General features: G+C 72.6%; 24 protein-coding genes. 8 read left to right on the top strand and 16 right to left on the bottom strand.

Going from position 1 to position 23,120, the window contains the following annotated elements; genetic code table 11:
• Positions 1–84: 84 nt before the first annotated feature.
• Positions 85–867 (bottom strand): type 1 glutamine amidotransferase, encoded by a 783-nt coding sequence (locus ACMCNO_RS10535; RefSeq protein ID WP_412749220.1) that lies wholly within the window; start codon positions 865–867, stop codon positions 85–87.
• Between the two features lie 192 nt (positions 868–1,059).
• On the opposite strand from ACMCNO_RS10535, the gene ACMCNO_RS10530 reads away from it, so the two are divergent.
• The gene (locus tag ACMCNO_RS10530) at positions 1,060–1,440 is read left to right on the top strand and encodes a hypothetical protein (RefSeq protein ID WP_412749219.1); all 381 of its coding nucleotides are present in this window, start codon (positions 1,060–1,062) and stop codon (positions 1,438–1,440) included.
• A gap of 28 nt (positions 1,441–1,468) precedes the next feature.
• On the opposite strand, the gene ACMCNO_RS10525 is transcribed toward ACMCNO_RS10530, so the two are convergent.
• The 3 genes from ACMCNO_RS10525 to glnA all read right to left on the bottom strand — a co-directional run bounded on the left by ACMCNO_RS10525 (position 1,469) and on the right by glnA (position 5,061).
• Positions 1,469–1,894 (bottom strand): DUF350 domain-containing protein, encoded by a 426-nt coding sequence (locus ACMCNO_RS10525; protein WP_412742382.1) that lies wholly within the window; start codon positions 1,892–1,894, stop codon positions 1,469–1,471.
• An 86-nt stretch (positions 1,895–1,980) separates the two neighbouring features.
• The gene (locus ACMCNO_RS10520; RefSeq protein ID WP_412749218.1) at positions 1,981–3,543 is read right to left on the bottom strand and encodes a diguanylate cyclase domain-containing protein; all 1,563 of its coding nucleotides are present in this window, start codon (positions 3,541–3,543) and stop codon (positions 1,981–1,983) included.
• Positions 3,544–3,711: 168 nt separating this feature from the next.
• Positions 3,712–5,061 (bottom strand): type I glutamate--ammonia ligase, encoded by a 1,350-nt coding sequence (glnA, locus tag ACMCNO_RS10515; RefSeq protein WP_412749217.1) that lies wholly within the window; start codon positions 5,059–5,061, stop codon positions 3,712–3,714.
• 189 nt (positions 5,062–5,250) lie between these two features.
• On the opposite strand from glnA, the gene ACMCNO_RS10510 reads away from it, so the two are divergent.
• The 3 genes from ACMCNO_RS10510 (at position 5,251) to ACMCNO_RS10500 (ending at position 8,514) form a co-directional block, all read left to right on the top strand.
• Positions 5,251–7,062: an NAD+ synthase gene (locus ACMCNO_RS10510; RefSeq protein ID WP_412749216.1), complete on the top strand. Its 1,812-nt coding sequence runs from the start codon at positions 5,251–5,253 to the stop codon at positions 7,060–7,062.
• Positions 7,063–7,162: 100 nt separating this feature from the next.
• The gene (gene panB / locus ACMCNO_RS10505) at positions 7,163–8,005 is read left to right on the top strand and encodes a 3-methyl-2-oxobutanoate hydroxymethyltransferase (RefSeq protein WP_412749215.1); all 843 of its coding nucleotides are present in this window, start codon (positions 7,163–7,165) and stop codon (positions 8,003–8,005) included.
• Positions 8,006–8,064: 59 nt separating this feature from the next.
• Positions 8,065–8,514, top strand: a complete 450-nt coding sequence (locus ACMCNO_RS10500) for a VOC family protein (protein WP_412749214.1) — start codon at positions 8,065–8,067, stop codon at positions 8,512–8,514.
• 12 nt (positions 8,515–8,526) lie between these two features.
• Here ACMCNO_RS10500 and ACMCNO_RS10495 read toward each other — a convergent pair whose 3' ends face one another.
• Together ACMCNO_RS10495 and ACMCNO_RS10490 are read right to left on the bottom strand one after the other, a co-directional pair.
• Positions 8,527–9,960, bottom strand: coding sequence for an RNB domain-containing ribonuclease (locus tag ACMCNO_RS10495; protein WP_412749213.1), 1,434 nt, complete (start codon positions 9,958–9,960; stop codon positions 8,527–8,529).
• Positions 9,961–10,066: 106 nt separating this feature from the next.
• Positions 10,067–10,303: a hypothetical protein gene (locus ACMCNO_RS10490; protein ID WP_412749212.1), complete on the bottom strand. Its 237-nt coding sequence runs from the start codon at positions 10,301–10,303 to the stop codon at positions 10,067–10,069.
• On the opposite strand from ACMCNO_RS10490, the gene ACMCNO_RS10485 reads away from it, so the two are divergent.
• A complete protein-coding gene (locus ACMCNO_RS10485; RefSeq protein WP_412749211.1) occupies positions 10,287–11,270 on the top strand; it encodes a hypothetical protein in 984 nt (327 codons plus the stop codon). The genes ACMCNO_RS10490 and ACMCNO_RS10485 overlap by 17 nt on opposite strands.
• On the opposite strand, the gene ACMCNO_RS10480 is transcribed toward ACMCNO_RS10485, so the two are convergent.
• Both ACMCNO_RS10480 and ACMCNO_RS10475 read right to left on the bottom strand, forming a co-directional pair.
• Positions 11,267–11,539 carry a hypothetical protein gene (locus ACMCNO_RS10480; protein WP_412742389.1) on the bottom strand — a complete coding sequence of 91 codons (273 nt, stop codon included), beginning with the start codon at positions 11,537–11,539 and terminating at the stop codon, positions 11,267–11,269. The genes ACMCNO_RS10485 and ACMCNO_RS10480 overlap by 4 nt on opposite strands.
• Positions 11,540–11,630: 91 nt before the next feature.
• The gene (locus ACMCNO_RS10475) at positions 11,631–12,656 is read right to left on the bottom strand and encodes an aspartate-semialdehyde dehydrogenase (protein ID WP_412749210.1); all 1,026 of its coding nucleotides are present in this window, start codon (positions 12,654–12,656) and stop codon (positions 11,631–11,633) included.
• Between the two features lie 142 nt (positions 12,657–12,798).
• On the opposite strand from ACMCNO_RS10475, the gene ACMCNO_RS10470 reads away from it, so the two are divergent.
• The gene (locus tag ACMCNO_RS10470; RefSeq protein WP_412749209.1) at positions 12,799–13,599 is read left to right on the top strand and encodes a class I SAM-dependent methyltransferase; all 801 of its coding nucleotides are present in this window, start codon (positions 12,799–12,801) and stop codon (positions 13,597–13,599) included.
• A 16-nt stretch (positions 13,600–13,615) separates the two neighbouring features.
• Here ACMCNO_RS10470 and ACMCNO_RS10465 read toward each other — a convergent pair whose 3' ends face one another.
• The 6 genes from ACMCNO_RS10465 to ACMCNO_RS10440 form a co-directional block, all read right to left on the bottom strand.
• Positions 13,616–14,242, bottom strand: a complete 627-nt coding sequence (locus ACMCNO_RS10465; RefSeq protein WP_412749208.1) for a D-alanyl-D-alanine carboxypeptidase family protein — start codon at positions 14,240–14,242, stop codon at positions 13,616–13,618.
• Between the two features lie 63 nt (positions 14,243–14,305).
• On the bottom strand, positions 14,306–14,917 hold the full coding sequence (locus ACMCNO_RS10460) for a GTP cyclohydrolase II (RefSeq protein WP_412749207.1): 612 nt from the start codon (positions 14,915–14,917) through the stop codon (positions 14,306–14,308).
• 108 nt (positions 14,918–15,025) lie between these two features.
• Positions 15,026–15,943, bottom strand: coding sequence for a serine/threonine dehydratase (locus tag ACMCNO_RS10455; RefSeq protein WP_412749206.1), 918 nt, complete (start codon positions 15,941–15,943; stop codon positions 15,026–15,028).
• A 10-nt stretch (positions 15,944–15,953) separates the two neighbouring features.
• On the bottom strand, positions 15,954–17,015 hold the full coding sequence (locus ACMCNO_RS10450; RefSeq protein WP_412749205.1) for a type I glyceraldehyde-3-phosphate dehydrogenase: 1,062 nt from the start codon (positions 17,013–17,015) through the stop codon (positions 15,954–15,956).
• A gap of 419 nt (positions 17,016–17,434) precedes the next feature.
• A complete protein-coding gene (locus tag ACMCNO_RS10445; protein ID WP_412749204.1) occupies positions 17,435–18,880 on the bottom strand; it encodes a hypothetical protein in 1,446 nt (481 codons plus the stop codon).
• 55 nt (positions 18,881–18,935) lie between these two features.
• Positions 18,936–19,766, bottom strand: coding sequence for an SDR family oxidoreductase (locus ACMCNO_RS10440; RefSeq protein ID WP_412749203.1), 831 nt, complete (start codon positions 19,764–19,766; stop codon positions 18,936–18,938).
• 336 nt (positions 19,767–20,102) lie between these two features.
• On the opposite strand from ACMCNO_RS10440, the gene ACMCNO_RS10435 reads away from it, so the two are divergent.
• Positions 20,103–20,867 carry a TIGR03089 family protein gene (locus tag ACMCNO_RS10435; RefSeq protein WP_412749202.1) on the top strand — a complete coding sequence of 255 codons (765 nt, stop codon included), beginning with the start codon at positions 20,103–20,105 and terminating at the stop codon, positions 20,865–20,867.
• A 16-nt stretch (positions 20,868–20,883) separates the two neighbouring features.
• Here ACMCNO_RS10435 and ACMCNO_RS10430 read toward each other — a convergent pair whose 3' ends face one another.
• On the bottom strand, positions 20,884–21,648 hold the full coding sequence (locus ACMCNO_RS10430) for a class I SAM-dependent methyltransferase (protein ID WP_412749201.1): 765 nt from the start codon (positions 21,646–21,648) through the stop codon (positions 20,884–20,886).
• Positions 21,649–21,854: 206 nt separating this feature from the next.
• Positions 21,855–22,190 (bottom strand): STAS domain-containing protein, encoded by a 336-nt coding sequence (locus ACMCNO_RS10425; RefSeq protein ID WP_412749200.1) that lies wholly within the window; start codon positions 22,188–22,190, stop codon positions 21,855–21,857.
• 251 nt (positions 22,191–22,441) lie between these two features.
• On the opposite strand from ACMCNO_RS10425, the gene ACMCNO_RS10420 reads away from it, so the two are divergent.
• The gene (locus ACMCNO_RS10420; RefSeq protein ID WP_412749199.1) at positions 22,442–23,116 is read left to right on the top strand and encodes a hypothetical protein; all 675 of its coding nucleotides are present in this window, start codon (positions 22,442–22,444) and stop codon (positions 23,114–23,116) included.
• Positions 23,117–23,120 lie beyond the last annotated feature (4 nt).

Here is a 23,120-nt window from a genome sequence, read left to right as displayed (position 1 = left end):
GCCGCCCCCGCGCAGCACCCGCACGCTCGCCGCCGGAAGGCGCAAGCGCACGGATGTCCGGGCGGCGCGGCGGCGGCGCGGCGGTCATCGGCCCAGCAACGGCAGGGTGGGGCCGGTGCCCGGGCTCGCGATGTCCGCGTCCGGAAGGGTGCCCTGGGCCAGCGCGGCGAACCGGGCCGCGAACGGCTGCCACACTTCCTCCACATCGGGCAGCACCTCGGCGGTGGCGGCCACCACCACCTCCGGGTCGTATCCCAGCTCCGCCAGCAGGGTCGAGTCGGTCGCCCAGTCGGCGATCATCGCGGCGTCGCACTCGATGTGGAACTGCACCCCCCAGGCCCGGTCGCCGAGCCGGAACGCCTGGTGCGGGTACCGGGTCGACGCGGCCAGCAGCACCGCGCCCGCGGGCAGCTCGGTGATCTCGTCGCTGTGCCACTGGATCACGTCGGGCAGCAGCGGCACGTACCGGAAAAGGGGGTCGGTGTCCGCGGCGTCGCGCCGCCCGATCAGGGCGGGCCCGATCTCCGGCCCGGCCGTGCTGCGTTCCACCTGGCCGCCGTGCGCGGCCGCCAGGAGCTGACCGCCGAGGCAGACGCCCAGCGTCGGCACCCGGTGCCGAACGGCCTTGCGCAGCAGCGCCTCCACCGCCGGGAACCAGGGCGCGCCGGGCTCCCCCGCGGCATTCGGGTACGCCTGCTGCTCGCCGCCCAGCACCACGAGGGCGATGTGATCGTCCAGGCTTTCCGGCAGCGGCTCGCCCAGGTGCGGGCGCACCACGCTCACCGCCAGACCGGCCTCGGCGAACCAGTCACCGAGCCGGCGCAGATCGTCCGTCGGGTCGTTCTCCACCACCAGCGCAGTACCCACCCCCCGAGGCTAACGAATGACCCTCCTCCCGCCATGGCCGGATCGCGGGGGTCGCCACGGCCGATCGCCCGGCGGGTGGGGAACCGGGCGAAGTCCGGCGCCGCGGGGACCGCCTTGCGCACCGGAAATCGCGGTCATCGCCACCCTCAGCCCGGTACGGTCATGCCACCTACGTGAGACGGGTATGACCACATGTCGATGCTGCGGAAGCGGTTGCAGGCCGCTCTGGTCCCGGCGATGAAGGCGCGTGACACGTCCGCGGTGACGGCGCTCCGGTCGGCGCTGGCCGCCATCGAGAACGCGGCCGCGGTCGCGTCACCCGCCGCCGCCGGCGACGCCGCGGAGCCGCCGGTGCACGGCGGCGGCGCCTTCGCGAAGTCCACGGCCGGGCTGGGGGTCAGCGAGGTGGCCCGGCGGGCGCAGGACGACACCGAGGTCGAACGGATCGTCCGGGCGGAGATCGCCGAACGGCTGGCCGCCGCCGACGAGTACGCCCGCCTGGAGCGCCCCGAGCAGGCACAGCGACTGCGCGCCGAGGCGCAGGCCCTCGCCTCCCATCTGGGCGCGGCCTGAGCGGCGCCGTCCGATCAGCGGCGCGCGGTCAGGCGATGCAGGCGCAGACGATGAGCGCGGCGCCGAAATGGGAGGCGGCGCTGACCATGGCGCCCGGGTGCCGGTCCGGCGTGCAGATCACCTCGCCCAGTTTGCCCGGGGTCAGCCAGTCCAGGACGAGGAAGGCGAAGCCCATGACGCCGATGCCGATCAGCCCGAAGATCAGCGTCGAGGCCAGCCCCTTGGCGAAGTCGTCGTAGGTGGTGAAGATCGCGGTGAAGACGATCAGCGCGATGCCGAGCTGGTTGGCAACCAGTAGCAACCCGGCGTTGTGGTTGCGCTCGACGAAGATGAGGTCCTTCAGTTTGCCCGGGGTCAGTACGTCCACGAGCAGGTAGCCGAGCGCCATCAGCCCGATGCCGACCAATCCGAACACGACGCTGCGTCCGGCGCCCTCAAGTAGGTCTTGCAGCACGGTGTCTCCTCATTCTTGTTCCGCCGGAGGCACCGTAGCGGACCGCGGCCCGACGGTGATCCACCGCCGGGCCTAAAGTTCGCGTGTCACAGTGCGAGGTAGCGCTTCCGCTCGTACGGGGTGACCTCGCGTGGCCGGGCCGGTTCCGGGTGTGGTGTGACTGCGGCTGCGGTGTACCGGCGTGCGACTCCCTTGCCCGCCGCTTTCGCGGCGTACAAGGCATGGTCGGCCTCCCGCAGCAGCCGGTCGATGTCGTGTCCGGGGCCACACGCGGTGGTGATCCCGATGCTGGCACCCACCTGTACCTGGGTGCCGGCGGTCGGCACTGGCGTGACGATGTGGGCGAGGATCCGGGCGGCGACCGTCTCGGCATCGGCCGGATCATCCAGGCCGGGCAGCACGACGGCGAACTCGTCTCCGCCGAGGCGGGCAGGGGTGTCGGTGTCGCGTAGTGCGCCGCGCAGGTGCTGGCCTACGGCGACCAGGACGGCGTCGCCCGCGGCATGCCCGAACCCGTCGTTGATCGGCTTGAATCCGTCCAGGTCGAGCAGCAGCACGCCGGTGTGCACGTCCGGGCCCGCCGCGGCGAGCGCCTTGACCGCGCTGGCATGAAACGCGGTCCGGTTCGGCAGCAGGGTGAGTGGGTCGTGGTGCGCGGCATGGCGCAGCCGCTCCTGCTGGTCGTCGAGGTCCCGCAAGAGCCGCTTGATCGTGAGCAGGTTGAGGAACTGCCGCAGCAGGGCCAGCGCGGTACAGCTCACCAGCGCCCAGAACAGCACCGGGCTGAGCGTGCCGGAGCGCACGTAAATGCCGCTGATGGCGCAGATGGCGAGCGCCACGGGCACGTACGGCAGAACGGACCAGAAACCGGCCAGCGCCCGCCGGCCGGAGACGTCCGCCGCGCCGACGGTGCTACGGCTGGACAGGAAGATGAGCAACCCGGCGATGAGGTACAGCGCGCCGGCACCGGTGGCGTACCAGGGTTTCGCCGCGGTCGCGTTGTGGGTGCCGACCACCGCTGCCACGGCGAAGAGAGCCATCGCGGCAGCGAGCAGATGCAGCGCGCGCCCTTGCTGGCTGGCCCGGGTACGCGACATCAGGGTGAGGGCCACTGCGGCCGAGATGATCTCGGGCAGCATGATCACAACGAAGGTCGTCCGGGTGCCCGGGGACAGTGTGGCCGTGGCCGGCGCGATGACGAACTGCCAGACCAGGGCAAACAGAGAGCCGGTGACGATGGCTACGTCGATCACGTGGGTGATTCCCGCCCTCGCACCGGGTGGCCGCGGGGCGATCAGCGTGATGCCGGCCAGGGTCACCACGCCGCCGGCCACCGAGAGCAGGTCGGCAGGACCGGGCTTGCCCGGCTCGAGGCCGAGCACGGCGTACCCGGTGTAGAGGATGTATGCGGTCCCGACCAGGCAGGCCGCGGCAATGCCCAGCGCCCAGCCGGCTCGTTCCCGTCCGGTGTGTGCGCGGGCCCGCCGGAGGAAGCCGGCCGGTGCGCAGAGCACGCCGACCGTGATCGGCACGTCTGCGATCACGAGGCCCAGCCGGGTGGGGAGCAGCGGCAGCGTCAGCTGGAGCACGACTCCCGCCAGCAGCACGGCGCCGACCGGAGTCATGATCCGGTTCCGCAGCTCGCGCACGTTTCCTCCCGACGCCTCTGTCACTGTCCATCGACGCCGGGGCGCGGGAGTTGAGCGGACTCGGTGTGATCCCTTCCTGACGATCAGCCTGGAGGTGTTCGAGGCATTGAGCACGTACCCGGGGCACAGGGCAGTTCTACGCTCCGACGGCCCACAGACTTGCGCGTGTCACAGTGCGAGATAGCGCTGCCGCTCGTACGGGGTGACCTCGCGGCGGTACTGCTCCCACTCGGCGCGCTTGTTGCGCAGGAAGAAGTCGAAGACGTGCTCGCCGAGCACCTCGGGCACGAGTTCGGACTTCTCCATCACGTCGATCGCCTCGGACAGGTTCTCCGGCAGGGAGTCGTACCCCATCGCCTTGCGCTCGGCCGCCGACAGCGACCAGACGTCGTCCTCGGCACCCGGGGGCAGCTCGTACCCCTCCTCGATGCCCTTGAGCCCGGCGCCGAGCATGACCGCGAAGGCCAGGTACGGGTTGGTGGCCGAGTCGAGCGAGCGGACCTCGACCCGCGCCGAGTTCGGCTTGCCGAACGCGGGCACCCGGACCAGCGCGGAGCGGTTGAGGTGGCCCCAGCTGACGAACGCGGGCGACTCGGTGATCCGGTCGGGCAACTGCAGCGGGAACAGCCGCTTGTACGAGTTGACCCACTGGTTGGTGACCGCGGTGTACTCGCGGGCGTGCACAAGCAGCCCGGCGATGAACGCCCGCGCGGTCTTGGACAGCTTCTGCGGGTCGTCGCCGTCGAAGAACGCGTTGCGCTCGCCCTCGAACAGCGACAGGTGGGTGTGCATGCCGCTGCCGGGCTGGTCGGTGAACGGCTTGGGCATGAACGTGGCGCGCACCCCTTGGGTCAGCGCCACCTCCTTGACCACGTGCCGGAACGTCATGATGTTGTCGGCCGTGGTGAGCGCGTCGGCGTAGCGCAGGTCGATCTCCTGCTGGCCGGGGGCGACCTCGTGGTGGCTGAACTCCACCGAGATGCCGATGCGTTCCAGCGCGAGCACGGCCTGGCGGCGGAAGTCGCGGGCCACGGCATGGGTGGTGTGGTCGAAGTAGCCGCCGTTGTCGACCGGCGCGGGCACGGAGCCGTCCGCCGGGGCGTCCTGGATGAGGAAGAACTCTATTTCCGGATGGGTGTAGAAGGTGAAACCCTTCTCGGCGGCCTTGGAGAGCATGCGGCGCAGCACGTGGCGCGGGTCGGCCCAGGCGGCGCTGCCGTCGGGCAGCAGCACGTCGCAGAACATCCGGGCGCTCTCCCCGCTGGAGCCGCCCTCGAACGGGAAGACCTGGAAGGTGGTCGGGTCCGGCATGGCGATCATGTCGGACTCGTAGACCCGGGCGAAGCCCTCGATGGCCGACCCGTCGATGCCCATGCCCTCTTCGAAGGCGCTCTCCAGCTCGGCGGGCGCGACGGACACGCTCTTCAGGGTGCCGAGCACGTCGGTGAACCAGAGCCGGACAAAACGGATGTCGCGCTCTTCGAGTGTGCGAAGCACGAACTCCTGCTGTCGGTCCACGTCAACCCCTCGTACGCCAGCGGCTGGGACCGGCCCGCCCGCTCGGCGGTCAGTGTCTCCCGGCCCCGTTACGCCGAGGTTACGCTGACCGTGCCGTTCGCGGATGTTGCGGGTGAGTCCCACGGTGATCAGCAAACGGTAGAACAGGCCGCGCCGGGTGACGTGGCCAGGCTGGGGAAGAATGAGGGCATGCCCTCGATGCGCATCGCTCTGGCCCAGGTGAATTCGACGGTCGGCGACATCGCCGGAAACGCGGCCGCGATCCGGCGCTGGTCGCGGACGGCCATGGATTCCGGAGCCCAGCTGGTCGCGTTCCCGGAGATGATGCTGACCGGCTACCCCATCGAGGACCTGGTGTTCCGGGACTCGTTCGTGCGCGCCTCGCGGTCGGCGCTGCGTACCCTCGCCGCCGACCTGGCCGCCGACGGCCTGGGCGAGCTGGCCGTGGTGGTGGGCTACGTGGACGCCGACGGCCCCGCCCCGACCAGCGCCGACGCCGCCCCCGGCAGCGGCCGCCGGGACGCCTCCGCCCTGCTGTACGGCGGCGCGGTCGCGGCCACGTACTTCAAGCACCACCTGCCCAACTACGGGGTGTTCGACGAGGACCGCTACTTCGAGCCCGGCTCGGCCCTGACCGTGGTGCGCTTCGGCGGGGTCGACATCGCGCTCACGGTCTGCGAGGACGTGTGGCAGGCGGGCGGCCCGTTCGCGGCGGCGCGCCGGGCCGGGGTCGGCCTGGTCGTCAACATCAACGCCTCACCGTACGAGCTGAACAAGGATGATGTGCGGCTGCCGCTGGTGCAGCGCCGCGCGGCCGAGGCGGGGGCCACGGTCGCGTACGTGAACATGGTCGGCGGCCAGGACGAGCTGGTCTTCGACGGCGACTCGATCATCGTCGGCGCGACCGGCGAGTTGCTGGCCCGGTCCCCGCAGTTCGTCGAGGACCTGCTGGTGCACGACCTGGAGCTGCCCGCGGCCGACGAGACCCCCAACGTCGAGGGTTCCGGCCCGGAGCTGACCCGCCGCTCCGGCGAGTCGCTGCACGGCGAACAGGCCCGCGACGACGACATGGCGATCGAACGGATCACCCTGACCGGCGTGCCGCGCCCGGTCACCGGCGACCGGGTGGTCGGTGGTGTCGCCGAGCGCATCGGCGACGAGGCGGAGATCTGGTCCGCGCTGGTCCTGGGGCTGCACGACTACGTCGAGAAGAACGGCTTCCGCTCGGTAGTCCTCGGGCTCTCCGGCGGCATCGACTCGGCCGTGGTCGCCGCGATCGCGGTCGACGCGATCGGCCCCGACCGGGTCTTCGGCGTCTCGATGCCCAGCGCGTTCTCCTCCGGCCACTCCCGCGACGACGCCGCCGACCTGGCCAAGCGCACCGGGCTGGACTACCGGGTCGAGCCGATCCAGCCGATGGTCGACGCGTTCCTGGCGAACCTGTCGCTGTCCGGGCTGGCCGTGGAGAATCTGCAGGCCCGGGTGCGCGGCGTCGTCCTCATGGCGCTGTCGAACCAGGAGGGCCACCTCGTGCTCACCACGGGCAACAAGAGCGAGCTGGCGGTCGGCTACTCCACCCTGTACGGCGACTCGGTCGGCGGGTTCAACCCGCTCAAGGACGTCCCGAAGACGATGGTCTGGAAGCTGGCGAACTGGCGCAACGCGGAGGCCGCGGCCTGCGGCGACCAGCCGCCCATCCCGGAGAACTCGATCACCAAGCCGCCCAGCGCCGAGCTGCGCCCCGGCCAGGTCGACGCGGACTCGCTGCCCGACTACGACCTGCTGGACGCGGTGCTGACCGGGTACATCGACAACGACGCGGGCCGCGACGACCTCATCGCGGCCGGGTACGACCCGGCCCTGGTGGACCGGGTGCTGCGGATGGTCGACGGCGCGGAGTACAAGCGCCGCCAGGCCGCGCCCGGCACGAAGATCTCGATCAAGGCGTTCGGCCGGGACCGGCGCCTGCCCATCACGAACAGATTCCGCGAGGGCGTGTGACGACCTGCACTCAACCCTGACCGGGGACGGCCCGGCGGTGCGACGATCGAGGGCACAACCCGGGGACCGCACCGCGCGGCCTCGAGGGAAGGAGACGACGATGTCTGAAACCGAGGTGCCCACCCTCTACGGCGGCCCACCGACCCGCCGGGTCCGCACCCGCGACCTGATCGCCGCCAAGGAACGCGGCGACCGCTGGGCCATGCTCACCTCGTACGACCAGTACACCGCCGGCATCTTCGACGCCGCCGGCATCCCGGTGCTGCTGGTCGGCGACTCCGCGGCCAACAACGTGTTCGGCTACGAGACGACCGTCCCGGTCACCACCGACGACCTGCTTCCCCTGGTACGCGCGGTGGTGCGCGCCACGAAGACCGCGCTGATCGTCGGCGACCTGCCGTTCGGCTCGTACGAGGAGGGCCCCACCCAGGCCCTGCGTACGGCGGTGCGGTTCATGAAGGAGGGCGGCTGCCACGCGGTCAAGCTCGAGGGCGGCCGCCGGGTGTCCGCGCAGATCGCGGCGCTGACCGGCGCCGGGATCCCGGTGATGGCGCACATCGGCTTCACCCCGCAGAGTGAGCACGTGTTCGGCGGGTACCGGGTGCAGGGCCGCGGCGACCGGGCCGCCGAGGAGCTGGTCGCGGATGCCCGCGCGGTCGCCGAGGCGGGCGCGTTCGCGGTGGTGCTGGAAATGGTCCCCGGCGAGGTGGCCGCCCAGATCACCAAAGAACTGAGCATCCCGACGGTCGGCATCGGGGCCGGCCCGGACACCGACGCGCAGGTGCTGGTCTGGCAGGACATGGCCGGGCTGCGCACGGGCAAGGCGCCGCGCTTCGTGAAGCACTACGCCGACCTGGCCGGGGTGCTGACCGAGGCGACCCGGCGGTTCGCCGACGAGGTCCGCGGCGGCGAGTTCCCGGCCTCGGAGCACACATTCAGCTAGGCGCGGCGGCGCGGCTGCCCGGGCGGGCCGATGGCAGACTCCGTGATCGGAGGTGCCACGTGTCCGTACCCGCCCGGGTCAGCCTCGCCACCCTCGGCGTCGGCGACGTCGCGCGCGCGACCGCGTTCTACTCGTCGCTCGGCTGGCGACTCTCGCCCGCCTCGGTCCCCGGGGTGGTCAGCTTCTTCCACACCGCGGGCGGCCTGCTCAGCCTGATCACCACGGACGACCTGGCGGCCGATGCGGGCCTGCCGGCGCGCATTCCGCCCGCCAACCCGGCGACGGATTTCCGCGGCACCATGCTGGCGATCAACGTGGAGAGCCGCACGGCGGTGGACGAGGCGCTGCGCGCGGCCGTCCAGGCCGGGGCTGCGCTGGTGAAGGCGGGCAGCGCCGCCGACTGGGGCGGCTACCTCGGCTACTTCACCGACCCGGACGGGCACCTGTGGGAGGTCACCCACAACCCGGGCTGGCCGCTCGACGAGGCCGGGATCCCGCGCCTGCCCTGACCCGCCGGGGGGTCACTCGCGCGCGAACAGCACCGTACGGGTCTGCGGGTCGGCGGTGGTCAGCCGCACCCGGATGCGCTCGCCCAACGGCAGTTCGCCGGTGCAGCGGGCCCGCACCGCCGGGGTGTCGATCGCGATCGTCCCGCCGGGCGGGCGACGGTTCGCGGCACCGTTACGCGGCTCGTCCACGTCCAGCACCCCGGCGTCGAACGTCGCACCCACCTGGTCCGCCAGCAGCACCGCCTCGGCCAGGTCGATCGCGCCCCGGTACGCCGCGGAGGCCAGCCGGTCGCTGGCCGACATGCAGGCGGGCAGGCGCACCAGCGCGTCCCGTACCCAGTCCGGCACCGGCCTGCCCTCGTGCAGGGCCAGGCATGCCTCGGTCGCGTACCGGTCGGCCAGGCGGCGCAGCGGCGCCGTGACATGCGCGTACGGTGCGCCGACCCCGCCGTGCCCGGTCTGCGCGGGCGGCTGTCCCTCGAACGCGGTGTACGACGCCCCGCGCAGCAGCTCGGCGGCCTGGTCCACGAACGCCGCCCCGCGCGGGCTGCCCGCGTCGACCCCGGCCACGACATCGCCCACGGGTGCGCCCGGCGGCCAGGCCACGCCCAGCGACCCGGCGGCGGCGCGCAACCGGGCGACCGCGTCGGGCTGCGGGGCCGGCATCGTGCGCAGCAGCCCCACCCCACCGGCCAGCATGAGCGACGCCGCGGCCATGCCGGTGAGCAGCGAGATCTGCGCGTTGTGCTCCTCGACCGGCAGCGGGGCCCGCAGCACCAGCCGCCAGCCGTCGTCGCCGGTGGGCTCGATCTCCTGCTCCGGGATCGGCAGGTTGATCGCGCCGCGCCGGGCCGCCCGGCGCGCCAGCAGCGCGCCGATCTCGGGCAGCAGCGCCACCGGCTCCGGGGCCCGGCCCGCGTCCACGGCCGCCTGCACCCCCGCGTAGTCCAGCTTGGCCCGGCTGCGTACCCGGGCCCGCTCCAGGCCCACCGCGGCGATGTCACCGTCGGCGTCGAGGTCGATGGTCCACAGCACGGCGGCGCGGTCGGCGTCCGGGAGCAGGCTGGCGGCGCCCTCGCTGAGGATCGGCGGATGAAGCGGCACCTTGCCGTCGGGCAGGTAGACGGTCTGGCCGCGGAGCCACGTCTCGGCCTCCAGCGGGCCGCCGGGCCGCACGCACGCGGCGACGTCGGCGATCGCGTAGTGCACCCGGTACCCGCCGCCGGAGCGGCGGGTCAGGCACAGTGCCTGGTCGAGGTCGCGCGACGTCGGCGGATCGACCGTGACCAGCGGGATGTCCGTACGGTCGGTCCCGGTGGGGGTACGTGCCGCCACCTCCGTCGCCTCCTGCAGGGCGGAGGAAGGGAACTCCTCGGGCAGCCGGAGTTCGCGGCGCAGCACGGAGAAGTCGATGCGGGGCGCCCGCACCACCCGGTTGATCGGCACGCCCCATTACTACCAGCAGGTGCGCGTCCTCGACCTCCCACGATCGTGGTGCGGCCGAAACCGCCGAGGCGGAATCAGCCGCACAGCGGTTCGCGGCGGTGTGCGGTCAGGCCCTGACGACCGCCTTGCGGGCGGCGCCGGCCCCGGCCAAGCGGCGGCTGTTGGCGGCCGCGGCCTTGCGGGCGGCGGACGCCGAGGCGGGTGCCCGGACGCGACCGGCGTTGGTGGCCGACGTCTTCGTCGTACGGCCCGGCTTGGCCACGTTCGCCGCCTTGCCCGTACCGACGGGCCGGATCTTCGCCGCCCCGGCGTTGGCCGTGCTGCGGGTGGCCGCCTTCCTCACCCCGGACCTGGTGGCCGTCTTCGCCGCCGTCCGGGTGGTCGTGGACCTCGCGGTCGCCTTCGTCGCGGTCTTGCGCGCGGTTCCGGTGGCCTTCGCCGCCGACTTGCGCGCGGTACCGGTGGCCTTCGCCGTCGACTTGCGCGCGGTACCGGTGGCCTTCGCCGCGGTCTTGCGCGCGGTTCCGGTGGCCTTCGCCGCCGACTTGCGCGCGGTTCCGGTGGCCTTCGCCGCGGTCCTGCGGGCCGTACCGGTTGCCTTCGCCGTCGTCTTCTTCACGGCCTTGGTCGCGCGGGCGGGCGCCTTCTTCGCGGCGACCCGCTTCGCCGCTGCCGACTTGGCCGCGGTGGGCCGGGCGGTTCCGGTCGCCCGCGCGGCGGTCTTCTTCGCGGCTCCGGTGGCCTTCCTGGTCCCGGCGGCCTTCGTCGCGGTCCGCTTCGCGGTACCGGCGGCCCTGGTGGTGGTCTTCTTCGCCGCAGCGGCCGACTTGGTCACGGCGGTCCGGGCACCGGCGGCCTTCTTGGCGGCGGTCTTCTTGGCGGCGGCCTTCGTACCTGTGGTCTTCTTGCCGATGGCCTTCGTGCCGGTGGTCTTCGTGGTGGTCCGCTTCGTGGCGGGCCTCGTGGTCGCGGTCGACTTCGTGGCCGCGGGCCTCGCGGTGGTCCGCTTCGCGGTGGTCTTCTTCGCGGTGGTCTTCTTCGCGGTGGCCTTCTTCGCGGTGGCCTTCTTCGCCACGGTCCGCTTCGTGACCGGCCTCGCCGCGGTCTTCTTGGCGGTGGCCTTCTTCGCGGCGGTGCGTTTCGCGGCCGTCGGCGACGCCCGGCCCGCGCCCGTGCGGGCGGCGGCCGTTCTCGCGGCCTTCTTGACTTCGGCCATAGGGATTGTTCCTCCTTGCGATGACTGCGGGCTCGTCTGGGCCTGGCGACTGCGAAGGTTCCGGCTTGGACACAGGACGTCGGCGCCGGCCTAGCTCTGCTCCCCTGTCCAGCGGGCGTCCTCGGCGTCCCACGCCGCGTTGCGCTTCGCGACCGTCTCGAGTGCATGCGTGGCGTCGTCGGCGGAGGGGAACGGACCGAGCCGATACTGGGCAGGACACTTGTCGTCCCCGGTCTCGACGCGGTCGTGGCGCAGGCACCAGAAATAGGCGCCTTCACCCGGCCCACTGTCGTTCATGCCATCACTGTGCACCCGGAACCGGCCAAGCGCTACCGATTCCGGCAAAAAGCCCAGCTCTTCCATTGTGGATCGTAGATCCGTGGCCCCCGCCAGACGACGACGCCCGCCCCGCCGGGCGGCGGGACGGGCGTCGGAAAGGGACAGACGGGCGGTTTCAGCCGAGTTCGGCGGCGACCAGCTCGGCGATCTGGACGGCGTTGAGCGCCGCGCCCTTGCGCAGGTTGTCATTGGAGATGAACAGCGCCAGGCCGTTGTCGACGGTCTCGTCAGCGCGGATCCGGCCCACGTACGACGGGTCCCGGCCCGCGGCCTGCAGCGGAGTCGGTATGTCGGACAACTCGACACCGGGCGCCCCGGCCAGCAGCTCCCGGGCGCGGGCGGGGCTGACGGACCGCGCGAAGCGGGCGTTGACCTGGAGCGAATGCCCGGTGAACACCGGCACCCGGACGCAGGTGCCGGACACCTTGAGGTCCGGGATGCCGAGGATTTTGCGGCTCTCGTTGCGCAGCTTCTGTTCCTCGTCGGTCTCGTCGCTGCCGTCGTCGACGATCGACCCGGCCAGCGGCAGGACGTTGTACGCGATGGGGCGGGCGAACGACCGGGGCGCCGGGAACTCGACGGCGGACCCGTCGTGGGTCAGCTCGGCGGCCCGGTCGGCGACCTTCTTCACCTGCTCGTCCAGCTCGGCGACACCGGCCAGTCCGGCGCCGGACACCGCCTGGTAGGTGGTGGCGACCATGGCCACGAGTCCGGCCTCGGCGTGCAGCGGGCGCAGCACCGGCATCGCGGCCATGGTGGTGCAGTTGGGGTTGGCGATGATGCCGCGCGGGCGCTGCCGGGCCGCCTCCGGGTTGACCTCGGCGACCACGAGCGGGACGTCCGGGTCCATCCGCCAGGCGGAGGAGTTGTCGACGACCACGGCGCCGGCCTCGGCGACGCGGGGGCCGTACTCCTTGGAGCTGCCCTTGCCTGCGGAGAACAGGACGAGGTCGAGGCCGCGGTAGTCGGCCGTCGCGGCGTCCTCCACGGTCACCTCGGAGTCCTGCCAGGGCAGGGTGCGCCCGGCGGAGCGGGCGGAGGCGAAGAGCCGAAGCTGGTCAACGGGAAACTGGCGCTCGGCGAGGATGCGGCGCATGACTCCGCCGACCTGTCCCGTAGCGCCCATGATGCCGATCCTCATGGCATCAAAGTACGGCCTGCTTGCCACGCGCCGAACTCGGTATCCCACTCGGTGAGCGCCCGACGACGGAGACGATCCATCCCTGTTCCATATTTCAGGATTTCCTTCCCGAATCACGGGACACAGGAGTAATCCTGAGGGCATGGCTGCCGTCTACACCCACGGACATCACGAGTCGGTGCTGCGCTCACACCGCTGGCGCACCGCAGAGAATTCCGCCGCGTACCTACTTCCTCGGCTTTCTTCCGGCATGACCGTGCTGGACGTCGGCTGCGGGCCGGGGACGATCACCGCCGATCTCGCGACGCGCGTCACTCCGGGCCGGATCACCGCCCTGGAGGTCACCGAGGAGGCGCTCGAGCTGGCCCGCACCGAGGTGCGTGCGCGCGGCATCGCGACGGTCGACTTCGCGGTCGGCGACGCGCACGCCCTGGCCTTCCCGGACGCCAGCTTCGACGTGGTGCACGCCCACCAGGTGCTGCAACATCTCGGCGATCCGGTCGCCGCGCTGCGCGAGATGCGCCGGGTCACCCGGCCCGGCGGCCTGGTCGCGGTCCGCGACAGCGACTACGCCGCGTTCACCTGGTTTCCCCGGGTGCCCGAGCTGGACGAGTGGCTGGCGCTGTACCAGCGGGTCGCCCGCGCCAACGGCGGCGAGCCGGACGCCGGACGCCGCCTGCTGTCCTGGGCGCACGCGGCCGGCTTCACCGATGTGACGGCGACGTCGAGCACGTGGTGCTTCGCGGACGAGACGGATCGCGCGTGGTGGGGCGGCCTGTGGGCAGACCGGATCCGGCACTCGGACTTCGCCCGCCTCGCCGTGGCCGGCGGCGCGGCCACGGCCACGGACCTGGAACGCATCGCGGACGGGTGGCGGCGCTGGGCCGCCGACCCCGACGGCTGGCTGTCCCTGCTGCACGGCGAGCTGATCTGCCGCGTCTGACCGGCAGCGCGGGGCGTCAGACCCCGTTCGGCTTGTACGCCCAGTGCCAGGTCTCGCGCGGCGTGTTCTCGTCGAAGCCGTACTGGGCGGCGTGGGTCCGCATCCAGTCCAGCGCCTTGGCGTCGAGGTCGAGGTCGGTGGCCATGCCCCAGCCGTGCTCGCTGGTGCCCGGCTTGGCGGCCAGGCCGCCCTGCGAGTACAGGCCCTTGCGCCGGACCAGGTCCACCTGCTCGTCGTAGGGCCGGTACGAGTCTGTGATGCCGATCGTCACACCGTCGCGCTTGGCGTCGGCGATCAGCTTGGTCAGCGACTCGGCGGCGGGCGCCCACAGCCGGTGCCGGGTGTCACCCACCTGGCCCAGGGCGCTCGCCGGGATCTTGCCGTTGCCGTACGCGGCCAGGTCCGTCGGGATGCCCTTGGCGTTGAGCGAGTACGTCCTGCCGGAGGCCGTGGACGCCGACTGGGCCGATACCGCATCGGCGAGCCGAGCGGCGAAGGCGGTGCCGCTGGCGGCTGCGGTGCCGCCGGCGGCTGCGGTGCCCTGGGTGGCCCTGGTGCTGGCGACAGCGGCGGGCCCGGTCTGCAGCCCGATGATCCGGCTCTGGATGTCGGCGATGCGCGAGTTCACTGCTTCGATTCCCACGCCGACACGTTCGGCGGGGGCCGGAAAATCTGAGGGATTCCCGCGCGGGCGCGCGGACCCGGGTCAGACCGCCAGCGGCAGCGTGATGGTGTGCGCGGTGTGCGCCACCTTGGCCGCCAGATACCGCACGTTGGCGGCGGAGGCGTGCACCCCGGTGGGCACCACGTCGCGCACGTCGACCCCGAGCGCGCGCAGCTGGGCCGGCTTGTCCGGGTTGTTGGTGAGCAGGTCGACCGGGCCGACGCCGAGGGCGGTGAGCATCTGGGCGGCGGCGGTGTAGTCGCGCTCGTCGTCGTCGCGACCGAGCGCCCGGTTCGCCTCGTAGGTGTCCAGGCCGTCGTCCTGCAGGGCATACGCGTCGAGCTTGGCGTACAGGCCGATGCCGCGGCCCTCCTGGCGCAGGTAGAGCAGGTAGCCGCCGACGGTGGCGATGCGCTCGACGGCCTCGCGCAACTGCGGGCCGCAGTCGCAGCGCTGGGAGCCGAGGACGTCGCCGGTCAGGCACTCGGAGTGCGGCCGCACGAGCGGCACGTCGGCGTTCGCGACGTCACCGAGGGCGAGGGCGAGGTGCTCCCGCCCGTCGGTCAGCCCGGTGAACGTGACCACCTCGGCGGTCGTCGTGTATCCGTCGGCGAACTTCAGCGGCACCGTGACCCGGGTCCGAACCTCAGACATGACGGCCCTCTCTCCTGCACTTGACGCTTCAAGTGCCCATCGACCATACGCTCCCGCGACAGCCGAGGCCACGAGCCGAAGGTCACATCGACTCCGGGAAGGCGCGCCTTAGCCCAGGTCGGCCGGGTTGGTGTTGGCCCCGCACAGCAGCACGACCACCCGTTCCCCGGTCGCGGGCACGTACGCCCCGCTGGTCAGCGCGGCGTGCGCGGTCGCGGCGCCGTGCTCCACCACGATGCGGTAGTCCTCCCACAGCCGGCGGCGCGCGTCGACGACCGCCTGGTCGTCGACCAGCACCGAGATCATCTCCGTGCGCACCGCCGCCTCGTAGCCGAGCGTCCCGATCCGGCGGGCACCCAGCGAGTCGGACGCCACCCCGGACACCGGCACGTCCACCGGCTCCCCCGCCGCCAGGGCCGCGGCCAGCGACGCGCAGCCGCGCGGCTCGACGGCCACCACCCGGGCCTGCCCGTGCAGCGCGGCCGCCACCCCGGCGGCCAGACCGCCGCCGCCCACCGCCACCAGCACGGTGTCGAAGCCGCCTGGCAGCTCGTCGAGCAGCTCCAGCCCGGCCGTGCCGTTGCCCGCGATCATGTCGGCGTCGTCGTAGGCGTGGCAGTACAGCGCGCCGGTGGCCTCGGCCTGCACCATGGCGGCGGCATAGGCCTCCGCGTACTCGTTGCCGGTCTGCACCACCCGGGCGCCCAGCTTGCCGAGCTTGGCGACCTTGACCGGGGGCGCGGTCACCGGCACGTACACCTCGGCGGGGACGCCGACCTCGCGGGCCGCGTACGCGGCGGCCAGGCCCGCGTTGCCGCCGGAGGCCGCGATGACCCCGGCCGCGGGCAGCTCGCCGCGGTGCGCGGCGGCGAGGACCCGGTTGAGCATCCCCCGGGCCTTGAAGGACCCGGTGTGCTGCAGGTATTCGAGCTTGAACAGCGTGGCCCCGTCGCGCAGGACCGGGGTCCGCCGCACCCGCCCCGCGATCCGCTCGGCCGCCGCGTGCACGTCGTCGCTGGTCGTCACCGGCCCAGTTCTACACGACGCTCCAGGCGTGCCGGGCCAGCGGCAGGGCCGGATGCTCGCCCCCGACCAACCTGGCCAGGTCGAGCAGCCGGTGTGAGAAGCCCCACTCGTTGTCGAACCAGCCCCGGACCTTCAGCCCCCCGTCCGCCGTGGCCTGCGTGCCGGACGGGTCGAACAGGCACGAGGCGGGGTTGCCCTTGACGTCGATCGAGACGGTCGGGTCGGGGTCGTACGCCAGCACACCCAGCAACGACCCCGCCGCGGCCTCGGCCATCGCGCTGTTGATCTCCTCGACGGTGAGCGGGCGTTCCGCCTGCCCGGACAGCTCGGCCAGCGACCCGATCGGGGTGGGCACGCAGTAGTAGCTGTACCGGATCTCGCCGAGCCGGGGCAGCACCACCCGGACGAGGTCGCCGACCACGTGGTCGTGCGGCACGATGCTCTCGTTCGTGGCCCGGCCCAGCCGGGGATCGTCGCGCGAGGTGCCCGAGGTGGCGTCGTGCACCCGCTGCCAGCCCTGGGCCGAGAGCACCACCGACGTGCTGACCTGGCGCAGGCCGAACCGGTCCAGCAGCACCTTCGCCATCACGGTCAGGGCGTTGACGCCGCACGAGGCGGGCGAGACGACGTCGTGGCGCGCCGGGTCGTACGTGTGCTGGTTGGCCCCGTACACCAGGAAGGCGTCCGGGTCGGTGGCGGACGCGCTGACCACCACCTTGCGGGCACCGCCGTGGGTGATGTGCATCCGGGCCAGATCGCCGCTGCGGAACTGGCCCGTGGCCTCGATGACGACGTCCGCGCCGACCGCCGACCAGGGGATCTGGCGCGGGCTGCTCTCGTTGAACGCGCGGATCGGGCGCCCGTTGACGACCAGGTAGTCCGGCCTGGCGGCGACCTTGCCGGGGAAGCCACCGCGCAGGCTGTCGCGTCGCAACGCGTATGCCAGCCGCTCGACCGGGGCCACGTCGTTGATCGCCACCACGGTCAGCCCCGTCTCCGGTCCCGCACCGACGATCCGCATGAGGCTGCGGCCGATCCGCCCGAACCCGTTGATGCCAATCGCGACAGTCACCAAGACTCCTCACGGCCGCAGGGTGCTCCTCATTGCGCGACCGTATCGGTATCACTACCAGGTTCAACAGGACGTCACTCGTCAGACACTATGAGTACGCAAGTTGCACGTCAACGCGCCCGCCCCGGCTACCCTTCCGGTAGATCGCGTGTGGACATGAACCCGCTGCTCAGATGCCGAACGCTGCAACGTGGACGGTGGTCGCGCCCCGGTGTCACACCGCATCTGACGATGCGACACCGCAGGAGATCATCCCTGAGCGCCGCGGCGGCCGCCACGCCGGGGCGCAACTATGATCCTCTATGGACGGCCGGTGACCGAGCCAGGGAGCCGGTTTTCGGTCACCGCGCCGTTGCGCCCGCGCCCCGTGCGCCGCCGCGGCACCGCTCAGCCCTGGCAGCTCGGTCCCGCCCGCCCCCTCACTGGGCGTCCTCGGCCAGCCGCGAGGAGATCAGGCGCACCTCCACCGGGGCGCCCGGCCCACCGCCCGCCCGCCCCGCATACTCGGGCACCCCCACGCAGGTGAACAGCAGCGACACCAGATCGTCCGGCTCGCCCAGCAGCCCCGGCACCGCGGAGTCGATGAAGGTCATCCCGGTGGCACTGGCCCCCAGCGCGTACGCCGCAAGATGCAGGCGGCCCTCGACCAGCCCGGCCGCGAGCTGCGCAGCCCGGTATCCGTGGTCGTCGAGCGCCGCGCCGGGCGCGGCCCCCATCGCCACGTACGCCGCCTCCGCGCCCAGCGTCTGGCCGACGCACAGCCACTCCAGCTCGGCCCGCAGGTCGCCCTCTTTGAGCGGGCTGTCCAGGTCCGGCCAGCGGTAGAGGCCGGGGGCTACCCCGTCCACCCCGTGCACCGCCAGCCAGTGCGGCACGTCGATGCCGCGCAGGGCCGCCGCCATCGACCATTCCAGGACCGGCCGGGGCACCGTACGGGAGCGGTCCATCCGGCGCTGCGAGCCGCGCTGCAGCGCGACCGCGTCGAGCGAGGCGGACGGCGGCGCGTCGGCCAGCGGCGCCCCGTCGGGCCAGGGCTCCCCGAGATCGTCACGCTCCCCCGCCCGCTGCGCCGCGGTGCACAGCGGAAACTCCACCGCGGGCAGCTCCCCGGCCGCCGCCGGGCCACCCGCCGCGATCGCGGGCGCGCCGTCACCCAGCGACAGCAGCGCCAGCGGGTACTCGTGCACGCCGTCCGCGCCGACCAGCGTGCGCACGGCCGCGTCCGGGAAATGCGTGCGCAGCCGCGGGCCCAGCCCCGCCGCGCCGGCCGCCGCGTGCAGCTGCGCCAGCAGCGTTCCCGCGTCCCAGTACAGATGCCGGAAGCCGCGCTCGGCGTACCGCCAGCCGGTGCGCCACGGCACCCCGGTCACCACCAGCGTGGTCGTCTCGCCCGATGCGGGCGGGCCCACTTGCAGGAGCGCGTGCCGCACCGGGTCGTACCAGTGGACTCCGTCGGGCACCCCGGCGACGCCGCGGGTCGACGCGTACACCTCCAGCGGGAAACGCCCGCCGGCCGAGCCCGAGGCGCGGAACAGGTGCCTGCGGCCGCGGCGCTCGGCCGTGCGCACGACCCCGGCGCCCAGGAACAGGACGCGGCCGAGCTGGGCCGCGTCCAGCGGCAGCGCCGGGCAGGGCCGCCCGGCCAGCACCGCGGTCGCCGGGACCCCGGGATCGGGCAGCTCACGCGGCAGATCCAGGACGGGCAGGCCGTCCGGAAAAGTCTTGACCGGGGGCGGCATCGTGTCGGGATCGTTGGTGGTGATGTCGTGACGCACCCGCGGGTCGTCCGCGGGTTCGTCCCACTCGCGGTCGGGTGAGTAGGACGTCAGCCGGTGCAGCAGACCGGCGCCGGTTTCGAGATCCACACGGCCACTCTGCCAGCCCGCGCACCGGCTCGCCACGACATCGCGCGGCGCTGCCTCACGCGGCCGGCGGCGCGGCCAGGAACTCGTGGGCGCCGCGCAACCGGGTACGCAGCAGCGCCGCGGCCCGCTCGGTCGCCAGCCGTACGTCGGTGGGCAACCGCAGGCCACGGTCGGCGATCGCGCCCGCCGGGATGAGCGCGGGGTCGAGACCGTCGCGCCGGGCGACCAGTACACCCAGGTCGTAGCGGTTGACCACGTCCGCACCGGCCACGTTGAGGATGCCCCGGTAGCCGTTGGTGGCGAGTTCCAGCAGGGCGTCGGCGAGGTCGTCGGTGTGCACCGGCTTGCGGATCTGATCCGTGAACAGCATCCCGTCGACCCGGCCCGCGATCAGGTCGTGGGTCAGGATCTCGTGGGCACCGGTCCCGTCGCCGAGAATCAGCGAGGTCCGGACCACCGCGGCACCGGGGTCGATCGCGCGGACCGCGGTCTCCGCGGCAGCCTTCGCCGCGCCGTACCGGGACACCGGGTCCGGCAGCGCCGACTCGTCGTAGTGGACCTCCCGGCCGGTGAACACCGCGTCGCTGGACACGTGCACCAGCCGGGCTCCCCCGGCCACGGCCGCCGACGCCACGTGCGCGGCGCCGTCGGCGATGACCCGCCAGTCGTCGCGGCCCGCCGCGGCGTGCAGCACCACGTCCGGGCGTACCCGCTGGACCAGCTCACGGACCGCGGCCGGATCGCGCACATCGAGCCGCTCACCGGCCGCCGGGCCCGGGGCGGTGAAGTACGTGCCGACGACCGTCCAACCGGCCTCCGCGGCGCGGGCCGCGGTGCGCCGCCCCAGGTGGCCGGTGGCTCCGGTGATGAGGATCCGACGAGTCATGGGTACGCACCGTATCGGGCGCGGACCACCCCAGGATGGCTGATCAGCGGCCGTTCTTGCGGCGCAGCGTGATGATGCCGGCGATGACGAGCAGGATGGGCAGGAAGAGGCCCCACATCAGCCAGCCGTTCATGGAAAGCCTCCCTGATCGTGGTCCCGTGGCGTCCAGCCGTCCCAGCGTCGCCCGCCCGGCAGCCGGCGAGATCCCCCGCACCGGATGAAGTGGGGCGGCCGGACGCACGCGGACGGGTACCCGTGACCTGATCCGGGCCGGGCAGCGCCGGGCAGGCGGTAGGGTCTGCTCGCACCGTCGATCACGTCCGCTGGGAGCTGCCGATGCAGCCGAACGCCTCCGCCGGGACCACCCTGCACGGCCGCGCGGTACCGGTCCGGCCGGGCCATCCCCTGCTCACCTACTGCGACGACGCCAGCGGTGAACGCATCGACCTGACCGCCGACGCCCTGGGCAGCTGGGCCGCGCGGACCGCCGGGATGCTGTACGACGGCTGCGGCCTGGGCGTCGGCGACCGCGCCGCGGTGCTGTTGCCGCCGCACTGGCAGACCGCCGCGGTGCTGCTCGGTGCCTGGTCGGTGGGGATCGCCGTGTCGTTCCGGCCGTGGGCGACCGCCGGGCTGCCCACGGCCGACGCCGACGAGCCGGTGGAGGCCGTGTTCGTGTCCCGCCAGCGGCTGGGCAGCTGGCTGGAGGTGGTGCCCGAGGCGCGGCACCGGTTCGTGCTCGGGCTGGACACACGCACCGCCCCGACGGCCGAGACGCCGGCCGGCTACCGGGACTACCTCACCGAGGTCGCCCGCTACTCGGACTGCACGCCCCCGTACGGGTCGATCCTGGGCACCGACGCGGCCAGCCCCGACGGCACCACGTTCCGCCAGTGGGAGACCGTGGCCCAGGGCATCGCCGCGTCGCTGGACCTGCGGCCCGGGGACCGGCTGCTGGTCGACGCGAGCGCGCACGAACAGCCGGTCGCCTGGCTGCTGGCCCCGATGATCGCCGGGGCGTCGATCGTCATCTGCGCCAACCTCGACCGCACCGCTCTCGACGCCCGGATCGCCGCGGAAGGCGCCACCCGCGTGCTCTGAGCCCCTCGCAGTGGCGTCAGGCCCAGCCGCGGTACAGCCAGGCGTACTTGCGCAGGACGATGTGCTCGCGCGCCTCGAGGTCCGCGATCAGCCGGGCGCGGAACTCCGCCCGGCGCTCGGCGGGGAGGTCGTCGACGAACTTGCGGGTGCCGTGCGTCTGCAACCACTGCCAGAACGTCTCCGCGTCCGGGACGGCCAGCTCGATGCGCAGATCCGTCTCGTCGATGCCGGTGAAGCCCGCGGCGGCCAGCTCGTCCATCTCTTCGAAGGGTTCACCCATGCCGCCGCGCGGCGGCAGGTATTGGGCGAACTCCGCGAACAGTGCATCCGCGCCGTCGGCGAACTCGAATCCGTCCGGCACCCGGCCGGGGCCGGTGAATGCGAACAGCCCGCCCGGCTTCAGGACGCGCTTGACCTCCCGTACCCCGGCCGGCGGGTCGTCGAGCAGGTGCATGACGAAACCGGCGGTCGCCACGTCGAACGTGTCGTCTTCGAAGTCGAGCTTCCCCGCATCCATCACCCGGGCATCGAGGTCGGGATGCTCCTGCTTCAGCCGCCGGACCATGCCGGGCGAGGCGTCGGTCGCGGTCACCGTGAACCCTCTGGCCCGCGCCCCGACAGCGATGGCACCGCGTCCGGCGCCGACGTCCAGCAGCCGGTCGCCGGGGCCGGGCGCGGGCAGCCGGTCCACGCAGAGCCGCCCGAACGCCGCGAAGAACGGCAGCACCTCGTCATAGCGATCGGCGACCCGGTCGAACAGCTCGACAACCTCACTGGACATGGCCACGCATCCTCGGTTGACCCGCGCGAGAACCTTTGGCGGGCTGGCGCGGAGACATAGGTGTTCCGCTACGCCGCCCGGCGGGGGGCCCGGAATGGGCCGGCGAGGTGGTCTCGGAGACGTTCCTGGTCGCCTTCCGCCGACGGCACCCGTACGACCTTACCTATCGCGACGCCCGGCCGTGGCTGTTCGGGATCCTCACACTGTCATCGAACCCGGGCGTCCGTCCTGCGTAGCCGATGGGGTGGGACACCGGCCGCGGTGAGCTGCTCGGCGATCCGGCCCGACGGGTTGTGGATGACCACGCAGACGTGGTGGTCGTCGCCGAGACCGCAGGCGGCGGACACGGTGCCTGCGGCGATCGGGTCGAGACGCGACACCGCGGCCAGGTCGAAGACGAGCCGGGACGGCCGGACCTTCCGGATGGTGTGCACGAGTACCTGCTGGAGTCGCACGGCATCGGCCGACTCCAGCCGGCCCAGCGGCCGGATGATGACCGTCCCATCGGATTCCGTGCGCACATCGAGCGCGGGCGCATCCATCTCCCCTCGTCACCTTCCGTTCAGCTCCGGGGCCGCGATACGGCCGGTGCCGCGTCGATCGGAGTCCGGGTTCTCTTGACACCCATCCAACGATCACGAGAGAGCGTTTTCACGAGAACGCGATCATATTGATTGCCCTCCCGCACCCACGCAGTGCGCGTCCGCCGCCACCCGGAGCCGGTCCACCGAGAGTGCCTGCGGCAACGATCCGAAAACCTCAGACATAACGCCCGGGCGCCGAAGGAACACCCGTGCTGCCCACTCCCGCCCGATCCCTCATCGGCCGGGGATACGTCGCGATCGTCGTTGTCCTGATCGCGACGTATCCCGCGCTGCCGGTGCTCGAGCAGGACCTGGACTATGTCCTGGTGTCGCTGGTCGCCCTCCCGCCGGTGATCTGGGGCCTCCGGCGGGCCCGGGGCGGCAACCGCGGTCCGTGGTGGCTCCTGACCTGCGCCTTCAGCCTCTACGTCGTCATGAACGTCACCTGGTTCCTGAGCGGGCACGGCCCCGTGGACGGCGCGACGTACCTCGCCGTATCGCACCTCATCGGGGTGCTGGGAAAGATCCTCATGCTCGCCGCAGCGGTCAACGTCGTCGCGCGCCGCGGGCGCAACGACGTCGGCGGAGTCATCGACACCACCATCATCTCGATGACCGTCGGCATGCTGCTGTGGACCTGGATGCTCCTGCCCCACATGCGGGCCACCGGCCAGGGCCTCGACGCCATGGGCCCCATGTGCGTGTCGGTGTTCGTGCTGACCGGCGTGCTCGGCGCCCTCATCCGCCTGCTCCAGACCGGCGGCCGACGCAACCCGGCGCTGTGGCTGCTGACCACTGGCATCGCCTCCGTCCTGACCGCCACGGTCGGCGCCGAGATGTTCTCCATCCGGCGACCGGCCCCCGCCCGCCGTGGACCGACATGATGTT

The organism is Krasilnikovia sp. M28-CT-15, from assembly GCF_047159595.1.
In the GTDB taxonomy this organism is placed as follows: domain Bacteria; phylum Actinomycetota; class Actinomycetes; order Mycobacteriales; family Micromonosporaceae; genus Actinoplanes.
The sequence above is the reverse complement of the archived record's forward strand: the minus strand, read 5'-3'. Positions and strand labels throughout refer to the sequence as shown.